Here is an 18,604-nt window from a genome sequence, read left to right on the forward strand (position 1 = left end):
GAAGCAGGCGTGTTGAAGCCCTTCCCGCGCATAGCGCGGGAAGGGCCCGTCTGCCGCCCGGACGTCCGAGACCGTGCGTCTTACGACGACACCTTCTTCATGATCCGAACCAGCTTCTCGCCATAGGCCGGATCGGTGGCGTAGCCCGCGCGCTGCAGCCCATGCGCTGCCTCGTCGGCGTTGTTGGCGGCCACCACGCCGGCATAGCGCGGGTTAGTCGTCAGCAGACGCGCGTAGTCAGCGCATGCTTCGTCGTAGGAGCCATAAGCACGGAACTTCGCGCGCACCTTCTGCGGCTGGCCGTCCACGTACTCGGTCGTCATGACTTCCGCCACCGGACCGCGCCAGTTGGCACCGGCCTTGATGCCGAACACGTTGAACGTGGTGCTGCCGTCGGCATTGGTGATCTCGCGGCGGCCCCAGCCGGACTCGAGCGCGGCCTGGCCGACGATGAGCTTGGCCGGCACGCCGGTCGCGCGCGAGGCCGCCATGGCCGGCGCGGCCATGCGGTTCACGAATTCGCTGATGTGGGCCGGCGAGTCGTCGGGCAACTGGCCCAGCGATGCCTGTCCGCCCTGCCATTCGTTCGCGGCCTGGTACTGGCGCACGCCGGTCGTCGGACTCCACGAACCCCCGGGCAGGACGGTGCCGATCGGGGGCGGGCCGTCCGCATCGGTCGCGCCGCGACTGTCCAGCATCGCGGCCATCTGGGCGTTCTGCGCGTTCTGCGCGCTGAGCGCAGCCTGCGCGCCCGTGATGGACGGCGTGACCTGCTGGGGCACCTGGACGCCCGCGGCGCGCGCGAGCTGGCGGTACATCACGTCGGCCAGTCCGATACCGCGCGCGGACATCTGCTGCGAGAGCTGCTGGTCCATCATCGACATGTACAGCTTGGTCTGCTGGCTGTCGAACATGCCATCCTGCGGCGTGGCATCGCGCATGCTCTTGAGGACCATCTGCGTGAACACGGCCTCGAACTGCTTGGCCGCGGCCTTCAGCGTCTGGTCGTTGTTGCCCGCGCGCGCCTGGTTCTTGAGCGCCTCGAAGCCCTGCGTATCGAGCGCGAAGCGCTGCGAGATATCGCCAGCGGCAGTGTCCAGCGCCATCAGATGATCTCCAGTTCCGCGCGCAGCGCGCCCGAAGCGCGCATCGCTTCCAGAATCGTCTGCAGGTCCGCCGGCGTCGCGCCAAGGGCGTTCAGCCCCTTGACCACGGCGGCCAGCGACGCGCCGGCCTTGACGATCTGCAGCGAGCCGCCGCCCTGCTTGAGGTCGATCTGCGATACGGGCGCAACGACGGTCTGGCCGCCGCTGAACGGCGCGGGCTGACTGATCACCGGCTGCGTGTTGATGACGACCGAGAGGTTGCCATGCGCAATCGCGCAGTCTTCCACGGTCACGGCCTGGTTCATCACGATCGAACCGGTCCGCGCATTGAGGATGACCTTGGCGGGTCCGCGCGCCCGCGTGACGTCGATGTTCTCGATGCGCGCCAGGAAGTTGACGCGCTCGGTCGGCGTCTGCGGCGTGCGCAGCTGTACCACGCGGCCATCGACGGCCTGCGCGACGCCGGGACCCATCGTGCGGTTGATCGCCTCGATCACGCGCTCGGCCGTGCCGAAGTCCGTGTCCTTGAGTTCGAGGTTCAGGTAGCCGCCTTCCGGCTGGAACGAGGGCACCGAGCGCTCGACCACGCCACCATTGGCGATGCGGCCGACCGCGAGCTGGTTGATCTGCACCTTGCTGCCGTTGGCCGACGCACCGGCGCCGCCGACGAGCAGGTTGCCCTGCGCGATCGCGTAGACCTGGCCGTCGGCGCCCTTGAGCGGCGTCATCAGCAGCGTGCCGCCGCGCAGGCTCTTGGCATTACCCATCGACGACACCACGACGTCGAGCTGGCTGCCCGGCTGCGCGAACGGCGGCAGCGTGGCCGTCACCATCACGGCGGCCACGTTCTTGAGCTGCATGTTGCGGCCCGCGGGCAGCGTCACGCCGAGCTGCGACAGCATGTTCGTCAAGCTTTGCGTGGTGAACGGAGTCTGCGTGGTCTGGTCGCCGGTGTTGTCCAGGCCGACGACGAGGCCGTAGCCGACGAGCGGGTTGTCGCGTACGCCCTGGAAGTTCACCAGATTCTTGAGGCGCTCGGCGCGCGCGCTGCCCATCGTCGCGCCGAGCACGAGCGCGACCATCATCGCGAAGGTCAGCACGCTGGCGAGCGCGGCAAGAAAGACCGCGCGACCTGAGCGGGACGTAAGGCCGGGCGGGATGCCCAACGGCGAGCCTGGCTTCTGGAAAGGCGTCGGAGGCAAAAACATGGCGGGATCAGTACGGTAAGACATTGAGGAAGAAGCGCTGGAGCCAGCCCATGTTCTGCACTTCGTCGATGTACCCCTTGGCGGTGTACTCGATGCGCGCATCCGCCACCTGCGTGGACGGTACGGCGTTGTCGCCGGTGATCGTGCGCGGGTTCACCACGCCCGAGAACCGGATGTATTCCGCACCCTGGTTGATGGCCATCTGCTTCTCGCCGGACACCACCAGGTTGCCGTTCGGCAGCACTTCGAGCACGGTCACGGTAATGGTGCCGTTGAACGTGTTCGCGGCCGACGCGCCACCGCTGGCCTTCATGCCGTTGGTGCCGGTGATATCGGCGTTCTGGGACGAGCTGAACAGCCCGCCCAGCGCACGAGGCACCGCGTTGAATGCGAGCGCGGTGTTGCCCGTACGGCTTGCGTTGGTGCCCGAGTTCTTCGTGGCGTTGACGTTTTCGTTGATCACGATCGTCAGGATGTCGCCGACGTTGCGCGGGCGGCGATCCTCGAACAGCGGGTTGCCCGCGTACGATGCCTGGAAGATGGAGCCCGACGGCGCCATCACGTTGCGCTGTTCGGCGCGCGCGCTGGTCGGCAGCTGTACGAGCGGCTCCTTGGGGACCAGCGCGCAGCCACCGGTGGCCAGCACGGCGATGCCGGTCAGGCAATACAGCGCGATCGTGCCCATGCGGGACACCGAGGTGGCTTGAGTCATCACTATCATCCCATCTGGGTCAGGCGCTGCAGCATCTGGTCAGACGTCTGCACGGCCTTGCTGTTGATCTCGTAAGCGCGCTGGGTCTGGATCATGCTGACCAGTTCTTCCACCACGTTCACGTTGGACGATTCCACATAGCCGCCCTGCAGCGTGCCGGCGCCGTTCAGACCGGGCACCGACGTGTTGGGCGCGCCGGAGGCGTCGGTCTGCGCGTACAGGTTCTCGCCCAGGCTTTCGAGGCCGGTCGGGTTCGGGAACGTCGCGAGCTGGATCTGGCCCACGTTGACGGCATTGGTCTGACCCGGCGTCGTCACGGTCACCGTACCGTCGCGCGCGATCGACAGCGACGTGTAGTTGGCCGGCAGCGTGATGGCGGGGTTCAGCACGAAGCCGCTCGACGTGGTCAGCTGGCCGTTGGGGTCCACCTGGAACGAACCGTCGCGCGTGTATGACGTGGTGCCGTCCGGCATCGTGACCTGGAAGAAGCCCTGGCCGATGATCGCGACGTCGCGCGAGTTGCCGGTCTGCTGGGGGTTGCCCTGCGTGTGGATGCGCTCCGTCGCGACGGGACGCACACCGGTACCGAGTTGCAGGCCCGAGGGCAGCACGGTCTGGTCCGACGACAGCGCGCCGGGCTGGCGGATCGTCTGGTACATCAGTTCTTCGAACACCGCGCGGCTGCGCTTGAAGCCCGTGGTCGACACGTTGGCCAGGTTGTTCGAGATCACGTCCATCTGCGTCTGCTGCGCATCCAGACCGGTCTTGGCAATCCAAAGAGAGCGGATCATGTTGTTCCTTCTGTATCTGCTGTGAGCGTGGCGGGTGCTGCGCGCGTCAGTTGTTGCCCAGCAGCGCGTTCGCGCGCTGGTCGTTCGAATCCACGCCGGAGATCATCTTCATCTGCATCTCGAAACGGCGGGCGTTGGCGATCATGTCCACCATCGCTTCCACGGGATTCACGTTGCTGCCTTCCAACGCGCCCGAGATCACCTTCACGTTCGGGTCCGCTTGCAGCGGCGCCGCGCCCTGGCGCAGACGGAACAGGCCGTCGTCGCCACGCGCGAGCGAATCCGGGGGGGCGTTGACCACACGGATGCGGCCAAGCTGCGCGAGGCCGTTGGGCTGGTCGCCCGGGCCACGCGCCACGACGCTGCCATCGTTGCCGATGGTCAGCTGTGCGTTCTGCGGTACCGCCATCGGACCGCCTTCGCCGAGCACCTGCAGACCCGTCGAGGTCTGCAGCTGGCCGTCGGCCGACACCTGCAGCGAGCCGGCGCGCGTATAGGCTTCGGTACCGTCCGGCAGTTGCACTGCCAGCCAGCCGTTGCCGGTGAACGCGAGGTCCAGGTCGCGGCCGGTGTAGGTCAGCGGGCCCGCCTTCATGTCCGCGCCCGGCGTGGACGCGAGCGTGAACGAGCGGGTCTGCGTTTCCTGCCCCACCACCGGCACCGCGCGATACATGTTGATCTGCGCGCGGAAGGCCGGCGTGGAAGCGTTGGCCAGGTTGTTCGATACCGCGGCCTGCTGGTCGAGTATCTGCTTGGCGCCCGACAGGGCGGTATAGATCAGGCGATCCATGGCGGTCCGTCAGCGCGCGTCAGATGTTCACCAGGGTCTGCAGGACGGTGTCCTGCGCCTTGATGGTCTGGGCGTTCGCCTGATAGTTGCGCTGCGCGACGATCAGGTTCACCAGTTCGCCCGAGAGGTCCACGTTGGATTGCTCCACCGCGTTCGATTGCAGCGTGCCCATGGAGCCGCCGGCGGCGCCGAGCAGTTCCTGGCCCGATGCGCCGGTAGCCGACCACACGTTGTTGCCTTCCGGCTTCAGGCCTTCGGCGTTGGCGAATGCCGCCAGCGCGATCGTGCCCAGCGAGCGGGTCTGCTCGTTCGAGTACGAACCGAGGATCGTGCCGTCTTCCTGCACGCTGAAGCCGAGAAGCGCGCCCGACGAGTAGCCGTTCTGCACGATCGACTTCGGATCGTTGTCGGCGCCGAACTGCGTGGAACCGGCCAGGTTCAGCGTCATGTTCATGGCCTGCGCGCCGTTGGCGGCCGGCATCGTCAGTGCCGGGTTCGCCGGCGTGGTGCCCTGCAGGACGCCGGCGTTCGTGAACGACATGGTCACCGGCGTGCCGCCGACGATGTTGCCGTTGGCATCCAGCACGCGCATGGTCCAGTCGGTACCGCCAGGCACCGTCGGCGCGGCGCCCGACTTCGAGAAGTAGGCGGTCAGCTGCACCTTGTTGCCGAGCGAGTCGTACGCGGTGATCGGCGTGGTGTAGTTGTACATGTCCTTGGTCGGCAGCACGGCCGGTGCGGGCGGCGCGGCCGGCGTGGTGGCGAACGCGGTCGTCGGCACGGTGCTGCGCGAGTCCAGCTGGAACTGCGCGGTGATCTGCGTGGTGGCCTGCGGCGGCAGCTGCGCGTTGCTGATCGTGATCGGCTGCGGAACGCCCGTGGTCTGGCCGGCAGCGTAGCCCGTCACCTGCAGGCCGCTTGCGTTGACCAGACGGCCGTCCGGCAGTTGCTGCAGCTGGCCATTACGCGAGTAATAGACCTGACCCTGATCGTTGACGAGGCGGAAGAAGCCGTTGCCGTTGCTGATCGCGGTGTCCAGGCTACGGCCCGATGACGCAATATTGCCGTTGCCGAACGACTGCACCACCGAGTTCACGCGCACGCCCAGGCCGATCTTGGAGCCGGCGTAGACGTCGGCGAACTGCGCCGTGGAGGCCTTGAAACCAACGGTGTTCGCGTTGGCGATGTTGTTACCAATCACGTCCAGGTTGGACGCCGCGGCATTCAGGCCGCTTACCCCTTGACCGAAACCCATGACTTTCCCCTTTTAAGGCTGTCTTTCGATATTTGAATCAGACTTACGAGATGCGGCGAACGTCGTCGACGTTGGCCGTGGTACCGTCCTCGAGATTGACCAGCACGCCCGTGCTGTCGCCGCTAATGCCCTGTACCTTGCCGGTGACCAGCGCGACGGGGCTGACATCCTTGCCGCCGGCCGTGGCCGTGACCTTGAACTTGTAGTCGCCGTCCGCAACCATGCCGCCCTGATCGTTCTTGCCGTCCCAGGCGATGTCGTGCACGCCGGCGGTCTGGCCCTTCATGTCGATCGTCCGGACCACGTTGCCCGTGGCGTCCAGCACCTGCACCTGCACCGTATCGGCGGTGCTCGGAATGTCCACGGCGATCCGGCCCGGCACGCCGCCATCGACCGACACGGCGCTGCCCGGCACCAGCACGGTACGCCCGATGAGGTTGGCGGAGTCCATCGCACGGCTGGCCGCGGTCTGCGACAGCAGCGCGTTCAGCGTCGAGTTGACGTTCTGCAGGCTGCTCACCGTGGAGATTTGCGCGAGCTGCGACGTCAGCTGCGAGTTGTCCATCGGGTTGAGCGGATCCTGGTTGTTCATCTGCGTGACGAGCATCTTCAGAAAGTTGTTCTGGATGTCTGCCGCGCTGGCGCTGCCGCCCGCAAGGGCGCTGTTGAGGGCGGAGTTGTCGTTGCCGACGCTCGAAGTCGTAGTCATCGTTGTTCCCTGCTAGTCCTGAGTTCTGTAGATCGTGGAGAGCGTCACTGACCGATGGTCAGCGTCTTGAGCATCATGGTCTTCGCGGTGTTGAGCACCTCGACGTTGGCCTGATACGAGCGCGAGGCGGAGATCATGTTCACCATCTCCTCCACCGGGTTCACGTTCGGCATCGTCACGTAGCCGTTCGCGTCGGCAAGCGGATGCGCGGGGTTGTGGACCTTGCGTGCCGGCGACGGGTCTTCCATGACGCCTTCCACCTGCACGCCGCCCACGTCGGTCTGACCCGGCGTCGGCGCCATGCCGAAGATGACCTGCTTGGCGCGATACGGCTGACCATTCGGCGCAACGGCGCTGTCCGCGTTGGCGAGGTTGGACGCCGTCACGTTCATGCGTTGCGACTGGGCCGCCATCGCGGAACCCGATACGTCGAAAATGCTCATCGAGGGCATGGTTCGCTCCTTAGCTCCGGATCATTGGCTCTGGTTAGCTCTGGATCGCCGCAAGCATCGTCTTGATCTTGCCGCTGACCACCGTGAGGCCCATCTCGTAGTGCACGGTGTTGTCCGCGAACGCCACGCGCTCGGTATCCATTTCCACGGTGTTGCCGTCGATGCTCGACTGCAACGGAATGCGGTACTGCAGATCGTCGTCGTTCGAGGCGGGCGCCTGCGCGGCCAGGTGACGCGTCTGCGTGGTGGAGAGCGACAGGCCCTCGTTGCGCTGGCCGCGCTCCACCGATTCGGTCAGCTTGCTCGCGAAGTCGAAGTCGCGCGCCTTGTAGCCCGGCGTATCCGCGTGGGCAATGTTGGAGGCAATCACCGATTGCCGCTGGCTACGGAGGCTGAGCGCGTCCTGCTGGAATCGCAATGCCGCATCGAGTCTGTCGATCATGTCTGTCTGCCTTTCCTGCAAATGGGGCTTCTTCAGGGTTGCCATCTTAGGTGCGGGGTTGTCGAGCCAATCGTTCGAATAGGGATGAGAAATCCGCGCAATTCGCGACGCTCTCCCGCGCGCGCCTGCCTACAATGGCTCCACGTATTCATCCTTGCTGGGATGCTTCAATGACTCGTTTTCTACTGGCTGCCAGGCTGCTTGCACTGGTCGGGCTTGCCATTCCTTCGATTGCTTCGATTGCCCCGCTGCCCGCGCATGCGGCTCCGCCACAGGCAGCGCAAGCCGCGCAGGTGACACCCGTGCCGAACCCGTCGGTGGTCAATCCCTTTCCGGAAGACCCCGTCCGCTCCGCCGTCGAACAGTTCCTGCTGCGTCAGGCCGTGGGCCTGCCCGGCAAGGTCAGCGTGCAGGTAATTCCGCCTTCGGGCGGCCGCGCGCCGGACTGCGTGGCGCCGGATCCGTTCCTTCCCGCGGGCGCCGCGCCGTGGGGTCGCGTGAACGTGGGCGTGCGCTGCGGCGGCGACCGGCCGTGGACGCGCTATATCCAGGCACGCGTGTCCGTGCTGACCGACTATTACGTGGCGGCTCGCGCCATGGCTCCGGGGGAACCCATCGATGTCGCGGACCTCGAGCTGCGGCAGGGCGACCTCGCGGCGCTGCCGCGCGCGGTGGTCACCGATCCGGCGCAGGTAGCGGGCGCCGTGGCGGCGAACCGCATCGCGGCCGGCTCGCCCATGCGCACAGACCTGATGAAGAAGGCGATTGCCGTGCGGTCCGGTCAGACGGTGACGGTGACCGTGGAAGGCGACGCCTTCCAGCTCAGCAGCGAAGGCAAGGTGCTGGCGGACGCCGCGCCGGGCTCGTCGGTGCAGGTGCGTCTGCGCAACGGTCAGGTCGTGAGCGGCCTGGTGCGGAACGCTGATACGGTCGTTTTACAACAGTGACGGCGTCGGCGCCGTTCCTGAAGAATTGGCAGCAAGAAGACTGAAGTAACTGCTGGAATCCCTGAGGTAGGCGGCCGGTAGGGCGCCGTGCGAGAATGCCGACGCCTCTCCCCCAAAAAGTGTGGGAAAGCGTACGTTCAGGCACTTCGAAACCCTAAAGTTTCGGGATCGATCGTCCGTTAAGTCAGAGGAAACCAGCAAGGAATACCCCGTGAAGATCAATCAATCCACCACGACCAGGCCGGCGGACAACGCTGCCGGCGATGCTGCCCGTCCGGCGGCCGCCGCGGCAACGCCGCAGGATCCGGCCGCGCTGAGCGGCGTGCGCGTGAGCCCGCTGGCCGCGCAAGTGCGCGAGATCGGCAATCGCCTGGTCAACGACACCGACGACGATATCGATACGGCCAAGGTCGAGGAGATCCGCCAGGCAATCGCCGAAGGCCGGATCAAGATCGATCCCAGCAAGATCGCCGACGGCTTGCTCGCGTCTCTGCGCGAGCTCGCCCAGGGCGATACTCAACAACCTAGCTGACATGACCCAACAAGCCCTGATCCAGACACTGAAGCGTGAATCCGATGCCATCCTGGCATTTGGCCGTGCCCTCGCCGACGAGCGGGACGCACTCAAGCGTAATGACTTCCAGGCCCTGAGCGAACTGCTCAGCCGGAAAGTGGAACTGGCTCAGGCACTCTCGCGCGAGACTGCCGCGCGGGAGGCGCAGATGATCGCGCTGGGTCTGCGCGTGGGTCCCGGCGGCCTGCTGATCGGCCGCCCCGTCGACGCGGCCGTGACCGACGCATGGCGCAAGATCGTGTTCTTCGCGCAGAAGGCGAAGGAATCGAACGAGGTCAATGGCGCGATCGTGAACGCGCACCTCGAATTCACGCAGGAAGCCATTCAGGTCCTGCGTCACGGCGACGCCGGTCCCAACGAAATGTACGGCCGCGACGGCAAGTCGCAGAACGCGGCCGCGGGCGTCACGCTCGCCGCGGGCTGACCCGGCACGAGCCAGGCCGACACGCGCGAATCTGGCATGCCTTCCGCTCCGGCATGGAGCGGATAGTCGATCTGACGGGCGCTCGTCATCCGTATGCGTCCGCGCATGGGCGTATGCCGCTAACGCGGCAGCTATAATGCGCAGCGACTGCACGCGGCCTGCGCCATGATCGATCTCTCCAGCCGAAGCTTCATCGAGTTGTATCGCGGCACGCCGCGCCTCGAGCGCGCCGTTGCCGCACGCGCGACCTCGCTGCTGGTGGCGGGCCGGGGCGATGCGGCACGCGGCCTCGCCGCCGATACGCTTCAGCGCGAATACGCGCTGCGCGACCGGCTCGACGAGCGCTGGGCCATCGTCCCGCGTGCCCTGGTCGCCTACGGCGACGCCACGGTGCTGGTACTCAACGATCCCGGTGGCGTCCCGCTCGCCTTCGATCCCGCCCGGCCGCTCCACGCCCAACTCTCCCTCGCTATCCGCCTTGCCGTCAGCGTTGCCGCCATGCACGCCGCGGGCATCGTGCATTGCGCGCTGACGCCGGGCCGCTTTCTGATCGACCCGCGCCAGACCGACGGCGTGCCGCGCATAGCGGGATTCGGCGCGGCCGTGCATGCGCGGAGCCGCGCGGGCACGCAGGCCGAGTGGGACGACCTCGCATTGCGATACATGGCGCCCGAACTGTCGGGACGCATGAACGTGCATGTGGACGCGCGCGCGGATCTGTATGCGTTGGGCGGCATCCTCTACGAAATGCTCGCGGGGCGGCCGCCGTTCGATTTCTCCGACACTGCCGCCGGCGTGCACGCGCATGCCACGCAGGTTCCATCGCCGCCGCATCTCGTCGTGCCCGATGTCCCGGCATCTTTTTCCCGCATCGTGATGAAGCTGCTGGAGAAAGCGCCCGAGCAACGCTACGCCAGCGCCGACGAACTGCTGGCCGATCTGCGGCAGTGCGAGGCGCTGCGGCGCCGGCATGGCGAGATTCCCGCGCTGGCGTTCGATCGGCAGGCCGCGCTGCGGCGCCTGCGCCAGGCAGAACACATGTTCGGCCGCGAGCACGAGGTGGCGGCACTGCTTCGCGCCTATCGCGCGGTGGCCGATACGGGCCACGCCCGCGTGGCGTGGGTCTCCGGCGATGCGGGCATCGGCAAGTCGACACTGTTGCAGGCCGTTGCGGCCAGTATCGGCCAGCATCACGCGGCGCTGATCGCGAGCGTAAAAAGCGAGGAAGCCCGGCGCGGCGCGCCATACGGTCTGCTGGTACAGGCCCTGGAGCAGCTGCTGCAATATGTGATCGGCTGCCCCGACGACGAATATACAGCGTGGCGCGAACGTATTCGCGCCGCCGTCGATCCCGTGGCGCGCACGCTGATAGCGCTGCTGCCCGCGCTGTCGGTCGTGCTGGGTCCGCTGCCGGATGCGCCGGACGCGCCCGATGGCTCGCCGCTGATCGAACGGGAGCGCGTGCAGCAGGCCATCGCGCGGCTGCTGGCTTGCTTCGCCACGAAAGACCGGCCGCTCGTCCTCGTGCTCGACGATTTGCAGTGGGCGGACGTGGGCACGCTGCAGGTGCTCGAGCGGCTGCTGCAGCATCATGTGCATGGGCCCTTGCCGCATGGGCCGTTGCCACGCACACCGTCCGCCGACACACCGTTCGCCGAAACGTCGCTGTTGCTGATCGGCGCATTCCGCTCCCGCGAAGTTGGCACCGACCATATGCTGCGCGCCGGCCTGCTCGCCGATTGCGGTATGCGCATCGCGCTCGGGCCGCTACACGAGCGTGCCCTGCTGGCATGGCTGGCGAGCGCCCTGCGGCGCGATGTCCACGCCGTCACGGGGCTCGGGCCGCTGGCCGAAGAGGTCGGGCGCAAGACCGAACGCAATCCGTTCTTCGTGCTGCAGATGCTGCGCGTGCTCGCCGATGACGGCCTTCTTGCCTACGACGAGGAAGCCGCCACATGGCGCTGGAGTCTGGAACGCATCATCACGCATCACACCATCGGGTCGTTCGGCACCGTGGTGGAACTGCTCACGCACCGGCTGGACCAAATGCCCGCCGACGCGCGCGAACTGCTGCGCCTGCTATCGTGCCTGGGGGATCGCGCCTCCACCGAGACCATCGCGATCGCGGCCGATCTGGAACTGGACACCACGCAGCGCGCGATGCAACTGGCTGCCGATGCCGGCGCCCTGCAACGCGACGGCAGCGACTGGGCCTTCGCGCACGACCGCATCCGTGAAGCCGTGTACGCATCGATTGCACCGGAGGCGCGGGGCATCTGGCACCTTCGCATCGCCCGGCGCCTGCTCGCGCATCCGGTGGCGCAGGCCGACGTGTTCGCAATGGCGACGCAGGTCGGCCTTGCGCGCGACGTGGTGGCGGACCCCGGCGAGCGGCGTGCGTTCGCGCGCCTCAACATCGACGCCGGCCTGCACGCCAAGGCCGCGACGGCCCACCATTCCGCGCTAGCGTTCTTCCGTACGGCGCTGGCCTTCCTCGGCGAAGACGACGATAGCGAAGACGGCCTGACCGCGCGCATGGTCTGCGGGGAGGCCGAGTTCATGACGGGCGCCCTCGCGGCCGCGGAGGCGCGGCTCGCCCGGCTGGAGGCCGTGGCGGGCGACGACGTGTTCGGCGCGGGTCTCGCCCGTCTGCGCGTCGCGCTGTACACCACGCTGGGCCGCTACGACATGGCGCTCCGCGTGGGGCTCGCGTTTCTGAACAAGACAGGCGTGCCGCTGCCGATGCAGGCCACCGACGAGGACGTGAAGCGCGAGCACGCGCAGATGCGTGGCTGGCTCGATCGGCACGGCGTCCATGGCCTACGCGCGCTGCCGATCGCCAGCGAGCCTCTGCGGCACGCGCTGGCCGACATCATCGCGGACATGATCCCGCCCGCGCTGTTCACCAACCGCCGGCTCTACGATCTCATCCTGCTCCGTAGCGTGAACCTCGCGATCGCGCACGGCCATTGCGACGGCTCCGCCTACGTGTACGTCTGCATGAACATGATTGTGGGCATGCGCGACAACGATTTTGCGGCATCGCGGGCATTCGGCGAACTCGCACTGCATCTGGTCGACGAGCGCCGTCGCGAACGCTATCGCGGCCGCGTGTACATGTCGTTCGGACTGCTCGTCGTGCCGTGGATCATGCCAGCTCGCACGAGCCGCCATTACATCCGCCGCGCGTACGACATCACCGTGGAGAGCGGCGATCATACGTTCGCTGTCTACTGCGCGCGCAACGAGGCGAGCGTGATGCTGTTCGCGGGCGACACGCTGGACGACGTACGCGCGGCCGCGGTGCGCGGTCTGGCGATCGCGCGGGATGCGAACTTCCAGCTCGTCATCGATTCGCTGCTCGCGCAAAGGGCGTTGCTGGCGCGGTTGCAGGGGACGGCTACCGACGAGGAGCCGCTGCCGCCGGTGCCCGCGGCGGACGGCCCGCCGACGCTGGTCGACTGCGCCTACTGGGTCCACCGGTTGCAGGCGGACCTGCTCTTCGGCGACCTCGATGCCGCGCTCACGGCACGGGACCGGGCCGCCGCAAGCTCGGAAGCCGCGCGGGCGTTTGTCGAGACGGCGGACCTCGCCTGTTATGGCGCGCTGGCCCTGCTGGCACTACCTTCGCGCGACGATGGACAGGAGGCCGCGCTCCAGCGGCACGTGGCCGATCTCGAGCGATGGGCGCATGCGTGCCCCGACAATTTCCTCTCGCGCCATCAACTCGTTCGCGCGGAACTGGCGCGCACGCGGGACCGGGCCATCGACGCCAGCGATGCGTACGCCGCCGCGGTGCAGCACGCGCGCCGGCAGGGCTTTACGCAAATCGAGGCGCTCGCGGCCGAGCTCGCGGGCGAATTCCACGCCCGGCGCGGCGATGAGGTCGCGTCGCATGCCTATCTGCGGCATGCCCGCGGCGCCTGGCAGCGCTGGGGCGCGACCGCGAAGGTGCGCGCACTGGAGGCGCGTCACGCGAGCCTGGCCGAGGTCGAGGCAGGCGGCGCGCACGCAAATCGGCTGCGCGAACTCGACGTGCAGGCGGTACTGCGCATCTCCAACGCGCTCGCGAGCAATATCGTGCCCGCGCGGCTTGTCGACACACTGATGCAAACCGCGCTGGAGAGCGCGGGCGCGGAGCTCGGCGTGCTGGTACTCGTGCGCGAGGGCGTATGGCATGTGCCCGCGCGCGCACAGGTCGTCGAGGGCACCATCGTCGTCACGCAGGAACCGGTGCTGGCGGCCTCCGATGTATTGCCCGTGTCGATTGTGCAGACGGTCGCGCGTACGCACGAACGGCTCGTGATCGACGACATGCGCGCCCCGCAGGCGCACACCTTTACGCACGCCCAGGACGATTACATCCGCCGCCATCAGCCGCGTTCGGTGCTGTGCGTCCCGCTGATGCGCTATGCCGCGCTGGTCGGCGTGCTCTACCTCGAGAACAACCTCGCGGCCAAGATGTTCACCGCCGACAAGGCAGGCGTGCTCGAGGTCATCGCTTCGCAGGCCGCCTTCGCGCTGGAGAATGCGCGGCTCTACGAAGCGTTGTTCGAGCAGAACGCGCAACGCACGCGCGCGGAGGCGCAGCTGCGCACGGCGCTCGACGAACTCGAACGCGCGAGCCGGCTGCGCGCGATGGGCGAGCTCGTCGCCTCCATCGTGCACGAGGTTGGGCAGCCGCTCGCCGCGGTCAGCACCTCCGCGAGCGCGGCGCTGCGGTGGCTCGACCACGATCCGCCCGATATCGTCGAGACGCGCCAGATGCTTTCGCATATCGGCGCGAGCGCGACACGCGCCAACGCGGTATTCCAGAACCTGCGCGCCAAGTCACGCACGACGGCGCCGCACTTCGAACCGATCGATCTTGGCGACGCGCTGCACGAGGCGATCACGTTCGTCGCGCGGCCGCTGGAAACACTTGGCGTACTGCTGAGCCTGCATATCCCCGAGCCGCCGCTCACCGTTCACGGCGACCGCATCCAGTTACAGCAGGTCGCGATCAATCTGCTCATGAACGGTGCCGAGTCGATGACCGCGGTCGCGCCGCATGCGCGGCGGCTCTCGCTGACGTGCGTGCGGGAGGCGGACGGCATCGTGCGCATGATCGTCGAGGACAGCGGCTGCGGTATCGACCCCGGCATTGCGGACCGCCTGTTCGAACCGCTGTTCACGACCAAGCAGAACGGCATGGGCATGGGGCTGGCCATCGTTAATTCGATCGTCGACGCCCACGGCGGCACGCTCGCCTTCGCCCCGCGCGAGGGGGGCGGCACGCGCGCCATGGTGTCCTTGCCCAGGCAACGGCCCGCACACCTGACGTGACCGCGCGGCGCGCTTCTGATACCGTTGCGAGCCAGGTTCCCAGGTATTGCCGCGTACGGCTTCAACATGTCCAACGTCCCATCGCCCCGCCCCCCAGAGAGCACCACTCGCCCCATGCGCCGCGAGGCGAGCGCCGGCTCGCCCGCCACGGCCGAAGTTCGGGTGGCGTCCGCGGTGGCTTCGGGGGTGGCCTATATCGTCGATGACGACGAGCTCGTGCGCGGCGCGCTGAGCAGCCTGCTGCGATCGATCCATCTGGAGGTCCGTGCGTACGGTTCGGTCGAGGAGTTCGTGACCGCGCCGCGTCCGGCGGACGTACCGTCCTGTCTCGTGCTCGACGTCCGTCTGCGCGGCCAGAGTGGACTTGCATTCCAGAAGTCACTCGCCGATAGCGGCGAGCCCCACATCCCGATCGTCTTCATGACCGCGCATGGCGACATCGCCATGAGCGTCAAGGCGATGAAGGCGGGCGCGGTGGACTTCCTGGCCAAGCCGTTCCGCGATCAGGACATGATCGATGCCGTCGTGTCGGCGATCGAGCGCGATGCCGCGCGGCTTGAAGTCGAGCGCTCAGTGAAGGATCTGCGCGCGGGGTGGGAATCGCTCACGCCGCGCGAACGCGAGGTGCTCGAACTCGTGGCCAAAGGCCTCATGAACAAGCAGATCGCGGACGTCATGGGCATCGCGCTGATCACGGCCAAGCTCCATCGCGGGCAGGCCATGCGCAAGATGGACGCGTGCTCGGTGGCGGACCTCATGCACAAGATGCAGTTGCTGGGCCTTGGTCATACCACGCGCTAAGCGCTGATTTTCCAGCAGATTTCCGACCTCCCGACTAGGGGACTCACACTTTGGTAAGGGTTCCCCGAACCCTCGTTTGCTGGTGTGCCGGCGCGTCCCGTGGTGTCATCGCTACCGTGCCCGCAGATCCATTCGCGGCACGAGGGAGACCATCATGACAATCCATCCGGACCTGCCGGGCATGATCATGGCCACGCTGGCCACGCTGGCCGCGCTGGGCCTGCTCGCCGCGATGCATGCGTTCGTCCAGCATTTGGCAATCGTCCGCCTGGCCAAGGCCATCGAGCGTCACGGCGGCGAAGGCAGTCCGCCGGTGCTGCCCGACGCGGGTGTCGGCGGGGTTGCGAGGCTGGCCCGCGCGATCAACGGCTGCCGCGCGCGCAATGCGCAGCGGGAAGCCGAACTGCTGGAGGTGCTGGCGGCCTACGCGCACGACCTGCGCACGCCGCTCACGCGCATGCGCCTGCGTTGCGATCTGCTCGACGACGAGGACATGCATCGCGCGATGACGCGCGACCTGATCGAAATGCGCGACCTCGTGGAAGCGAGCCTGGCGTGCGCGCGGCTGCGCCGCAGCACGACCGAGCCGATGCGGCGGGTCGATGCCGACGGCCTGCTCGACCGCCTCGTGGAGGACTATCGCGAGACGGGCCGGCGCGTGGAATTGCAGGGACGCGTGGGGCAGCCCGTCATCACGTGCCCGCATGCGCTGCGACGCGTGCTCGTCAATCTGATCGACAATGCGCTTCACTACGGCAGCCACGTGCGGCTGTGCGTGCGCATCAATGCAAGCGGGCTCGAGTTCGCAGTCCAGGATTCCGGGCCAGGCATCGCTCCCGCGGAGATGGAAGCCGTGTTCGCCGCGTGGTATCGGGCGCCCGCCACGGCGACGCGCGCGCCCGGCACGGGGCTCGGGCTTGCCATCGCACGACGGCTCGCTCTGGCGATGCGCGGCGATCTGCATCTCGAGAACCGCCACGCTGGCGGTCTGGAGGCGCGGCTCACGCTCCCCATCGCCCAGCTCGAAGGTAGCTGGGTCAGCGGTAGCTGACCGTGACCTCGTTGCTGCGTCCCTGCAGCACGGGCAGGACGCCCTGCCCCGGCACGCGGAACGCGAAGACGAAGCCTTTGGCGGCATCGTCACCGCTGAACGCATCGGTCTTGCCTTCCGGCGATGACAGCATGACGCAACGCTGGGCATTGCACAGATAGGCCTGCAAATCGACGGGCGGGATGCGCGCAAAGCTGTAGCGCCAGCGCACCGAGGTAATGACGCCCTCGGACTGCGGCATCATCGCGCCCGGCTGGATCGGCGCGGACAGCGTGCGCTGGCCGCGGCCCGTGATGGTCGGGCCGACGACGGAAGCGTTCCACGCATGGCGCGAGCCGAGTTCGAGCGTCGCGCGCGTGATGTGGTCGGATGGCGCGGCGGCTGCAGCGCCGCTGGCCATCGTGACTATGCACAACAGCGCAAGCTTCGGGGTTCGCATCACAGCAATCCGCGTAGCTGATTGCGCAGGCGCGTAATGGCCTGGCTGCGGATCTGGCAGACGCGCGACTCCGTGACGTCGAGCACGGCGCCGATCTCGCGCAGGTTCAGTTCCTGGTCGTAGCACAGCGACAGCACGAGCTTCTCGCGTTCCGGCAGCTTTTCGATCGCGCGGATCAGCGCCTCCCGCATGCCGCTCTCCATCAGCACCGTGAGCGGATTCGCGTCGTCGGTCACGCCGAGGTGGCGGTCAAGGAAGTCCTCCTCCCCCGATCGCTCGAAGTCTTCGTAGTGCAGCAGCTGGCAGCCGTACACTTCGTTGAGCAGCTGCTGATATTCCTCGAGCGGCAGTTCCATCTCGGCGGCCACTTCCGAATCCACGGGCGTGCGGCCGAGCTTCTGCTCGAGGCCACGCTGCGTGCGTTCGATGCGGCGTGTGAACTGCCGCAAGCTGCGCGACTGCCAGTCGTTGGCGCGCACCTCGTCGAGCATCGCGCCACGAATGCGCTGGCTTGCATAGGTTTCGAAACGCGCGCCATGGTTGTCTTCGTAGCGCTTGGCCGCATCGAGCAGGCCGATCATGCCGGCCTGGATCAGGTCGTCGATCTGCACGCTGGCCGGAAGCTTGGCCGCCAGTTGCAACGCGATGCGTCGCACCAGAGGCGCATGTGACTTGACCACGTCTGCCTGTTCGAGCTTTCCCTGAATCGTATACATGGTGGAATTCTCGGTTAATGCTGGTTACTCTGCCGGCGCCCCGTCGTTTCGGGGCGCAAGCTGGCTTTTGGTCGGTCTTGTTCTTATCGACTTCTTGTTGACTGCTTGTTGACTGCTTGTTGACTTCTTGTTGGTCCTTACGCGGGCATGGCGGCTGCCATGCTTCGCGGTGCTGCCGCGTCCGCGCGCAACGGCCAGCCATTGACGGCACCGGCCATGCGACGCAACGCCGTGGTGGCCGCGGCGGCCGGAAAGGCCTCCACCACGCAGCGTCCGAGGTGCAGGCCGCGCACGACCAGTGGATCCACTGGCAACGCGCCCGCACTGCTCGCTTCCACACCGAGGTACTGGCCCGCCGTGCGCGCCAGATTCCCGGTGATTGCCGTGACCGCCGCCTCGCTGGTCGCCATATTGACGACCAGGTGGAAGCGCCGGCACGCGTAAAGATGATGCAGCCGCTTGATGCACGCATAAGCGGCCGTGATCGATGTGGCGTCTGGCCGCATCACGATCACGAAGTTATGGGCCGCGCCGGCCAGCGGCGACAGCGAACCGTCCTGCATGGCGCGCGCGTCGATAACGACGGTGCGCACGTCCGTGAGCGGCGTGCGACCTGCCAGCACATCGTCGAGCGACGCGCTGGGGGTCGTGCCGGCCAGCCGGGTCGCACGGGCGCCCTGCCGGTCTTCATCGACCAGGAGCACGCGCTCACCCTGCAGCGACAGCGCATTCGTCAGCCCGAGCGCGACGGTCGTCGCACCCGCGCCGGGCTCGCTCGCCACGACCGCGATGCGCCGCGTCACGCGCGGCGCCAGCATGCGGCGCAGGCTTTCAGCCTGATCGGAACCGAGGATGGACAAGG

18 protein-coding genes are annotated in these 18,604 nt (G+C 67.3%); 6 read left to right on the forward strand and 12 right to left on the reverse strand.

Annotated elements, in window-relative coordinates; all coding sequences use genetic code 11:
• Positions 1 to 80: 80 nt before the first annotated feature.
• Genes flgJ through flgB form a run of 9 tightly spaced genes read right to left on the reverse strand, consistent with a single transcriptional unit; the run spans position 81 to position 7,465 of the window.
• On the reverse strand, positions 81 to 1,106 hold the full coding sequence (gene flgJ / locus KHP16_RS18865; RefSeq protein ID WP_109585459.1) for a flagellar assembly peptidoglycan hydrolase FlgJ: 1,026 nt from the start codon (positions 1,104 to 1,106) through the stop codon (positions 81 to 83).
• On the reverse strand, positions 1,106 to 2,314 hold the full coding sequence (locus tag KHP16_RS18870) for a flagellar basal body P-ring protein FlgI (RefSeq protein WP_115955734.1): 1,209 nt from the start codon (positions 2,312 to 2,314) through the stop codon (positions 1,106 to 1,108). The genes flgJ and KHP16_RS18870 overlap by 1 nt, the downstream gene beginning before the upstream one ends.
• A 7-nt stretch (positions 2,315 to 2,321) precedes the next feature.
• Positions 2,322 to 3,026 (reverse strand): flagellar basal body L-ring protein FlgH, encoded by a 705-nt coding sequence (gene flgH / locus KHP16_RS18875; RefSeq protein WP_109585457.1) that lies wholly within the window; start codon positions 3,024 to 3,026, stop codon positions 2,322 to 2,324.
• 5 nt (positions 3,027 to 3,031) lie between these two features.
• Positions 3,032 to 3,817, reverse strand: a complete 786-nt coding sequence (gene flgG / locus KHP16_RS18880) for a flagellar basal-body rod protein FlgG (protein WP_109585456.1) — start codon at positions 3,815 to 3,817, stop codon at positions 3,032 to 3,034.
• A 46-nt stretch (positions 3,818 to 3,863) separates the two neighbouring features.
• The gene (gene flgF, locus KHP16_RS18885; RefSeq protein WP_109585455.1) at positions 3,864 to 4,607 is read right to left on the reverse strand and encodes a flagellar basal-body rod protein FlgF; all 744 of its coding nucleotides are present in this window, start codon (positions 4,605 to 4,607) and stop codon (positions 3,864 to 3,866) included.
• 19 nt (positions 4,608 to 4,626) lie between these two features.
• Positions 4,627 to 5,862 carry a flagellar hook protein FlgE gene (flgE, locus tag KHP16_RS18890; RefSeq protein ID WP_109585454.1) on the reverse strand — a complete coding sequence of 412 codons (1,236 nt, stop codon included), beginning with the start codon at positions 5,860 to 5,862 and terminating at the stop codon, positions 4,627 to 4,629.
• A gap of 43 nt (positions 5,863 to 5,905) precedes the next feature.
• Entirely contained in the window at positions 5,906 to 6,571 is a 666-nt protein-coding gene (locus KHP16_RS18895; protein WP_109585453.1) for a flagellar hook assembly protein FlgD, read from the reverse strand.
• A 44-nt stretch (positions 6,572 to 6,615) separates the two neighbouring features.
• Positions 6,616 to 7,023 carry a flagellar basal body rod protein FlgC gene (flgC, locus tag KHP16_RS18900; protein ID WP_109585452.1) on the reverse strand — a complete coding sequence of 136 codons (408 nt, stop codon included), beginning with the start codon at positions 7,021 to 7,023 and terminating at the stop codon, positions 6,616 to 6,618.
• Positions 7,024 to 7,057: 34 nt separating this feature from the next.
• Positions 7,058 to 7,465, reverse strand: coding sequence for a flagellar basal body rod protein FlgB (flgB, locus tag KHP16_RS18905; protein WP_109585451.1), 408 nt, complete (start codon positions 7,463 to 7,465; stop codon positions 7,058 to 7,060).
• Positions 7,466 to 7,635: 170 nt separating this feature from the next.
• On the opposite strand from flgB, the gene flgA reads away from it, so the two are divergent.
• From flgA to KHP16_RS18935, 6 genes are all read left to right on the forward strand, one after another.
• Complete coding sequence (flgA, locus tag KHP16_RS18910; RefSeq protein ID WP_115955736.1) at positions 7,636 to 8,412, forward strand: flagellar basal body P-ring formation chaperone FlgA; 777 nt, start codon at positions 7,636 to 7,638, stop codon at positions 8,410 to 8,412.
• Between the two features lie 211 nt (positions 8,413 to 8,623).
• Positions 8,624 to 8,944 carry a flagellar biosynthesis anti-sigma factor FlgM gene (gene flgM, locus KHP16_RS18915; protein WP_109585449.1) on the forward strand — a complete coding sequence of 107 codons (321 nt, stop codon included), beginning with the start codon at positions 8,624 to 8,626 and terminating at the stop codon, positions 8,942 to 8,944.
• 1 nt (position 8,945) lies between these two features.
• Positions 8,946 to 9,410 (forward strand): flagella synthesis protein FlgN, encoded by a 465-nt coding sequence (locus KHP16_RS18920; protein WP_109585448.1) that lies wholly within the window; start codon positions 8,946 to 8,948, stop codon positions 9,408 to 9,410.
• A gap of 165 nt (positions 9,411 to 9,575) precedes the next feature.
• On the forward strand, positions 9,576 to 14,735 hold the full coding sequence (locus KHP16_RS18925) for a trifunctional serine/threonine-protein kinase/ATP-binding protein/sensor histidine kinase (protein ID WP_211960898.1): 5,160 nt from the start codon (positions 9,576 to 9,578) through the stop codon (positions 14,733 to 14,735).
• 66 nt (positions 14,736 to 14,801) lie between these two features.
• Positions 14,802 to 15,536: a response regulator transcription factor gene (locus KHP16_RS18930; protein ID WP_244214886.1), complete on the forward strand. Its 735-nt coding sequence runs from the start codon at positions 14,802 to 14,804 to the stop codon at positions 15,534 to 15,536.
• Between the two features lie 154 nt (positions 15,537 to 15,690).
• A complete protein-coding gene (locus KHP16_RS18935) occupies positions 15,691 to 16,587 on the forward strand; it encodes a sensor histidine kinase (protein WP_211960899.1) in 897 nt (298 codons plus the stop codon).
• Here the strand turns inward: KHP16_RS18935 and KHP16_RS18940 are convergent.
• The 3 genes from KHP16_RS18940 to KHP16_RS18950 form a co-directional block, all read right to left on the reverse strand.
• Positions 16,574 to 16,987: a flagellar protein FlhE gene (locus KHP16_RS18940; protein ID WP_179594665.1), complete on the reverse strand. Its 414-nt coding sequence runs from the start codon at positions 16,985 to 16,987 to the stop codon at positions 16,574 to 16,576. The two genes, KHP16_RS18935 and KHP16_RS18940, sit on opposite strands and share 14 nt — an antisense overlap.
• 38 nt (positions 16,988 to 17,025) lie before the next feature.
• Entirely contained in the window at positions 17,026 to 17,742 is a 717-nt protein-coding gene (locus KHP16_RS18945; RefSeq protein WP_109585443.1) for an RNA polymerase sigma factor FliA, read from the reverse strand.
• Positions 17,743 to 17,879: 137 nt separating this feature from the next.
• A complete protein-coding gene (locus KHP16_RS18950) occupies positions 17,880 to 18,602 on the reverse strand; it encodes a MinD/ParA family ATP-binding protein (RefSeq protein WP_244214887.1) in 723 nt (240 codons plus the stop codon).
• Positions 18,603 to 18,604: the final 2 nt, after the last annotated feature.

Origin of the sequence: Cupriavidus plantarum (assembly GCF_905397285.1) — a bacterium.
In the GTDB taxonomy this organism is placed as follows: Bacteria; Pseudomonadota; Gammaproteobacteria; order Burkholderiales; family Burkholderiaceae; genus Cupriavidus; species Cupriavidus plantarum.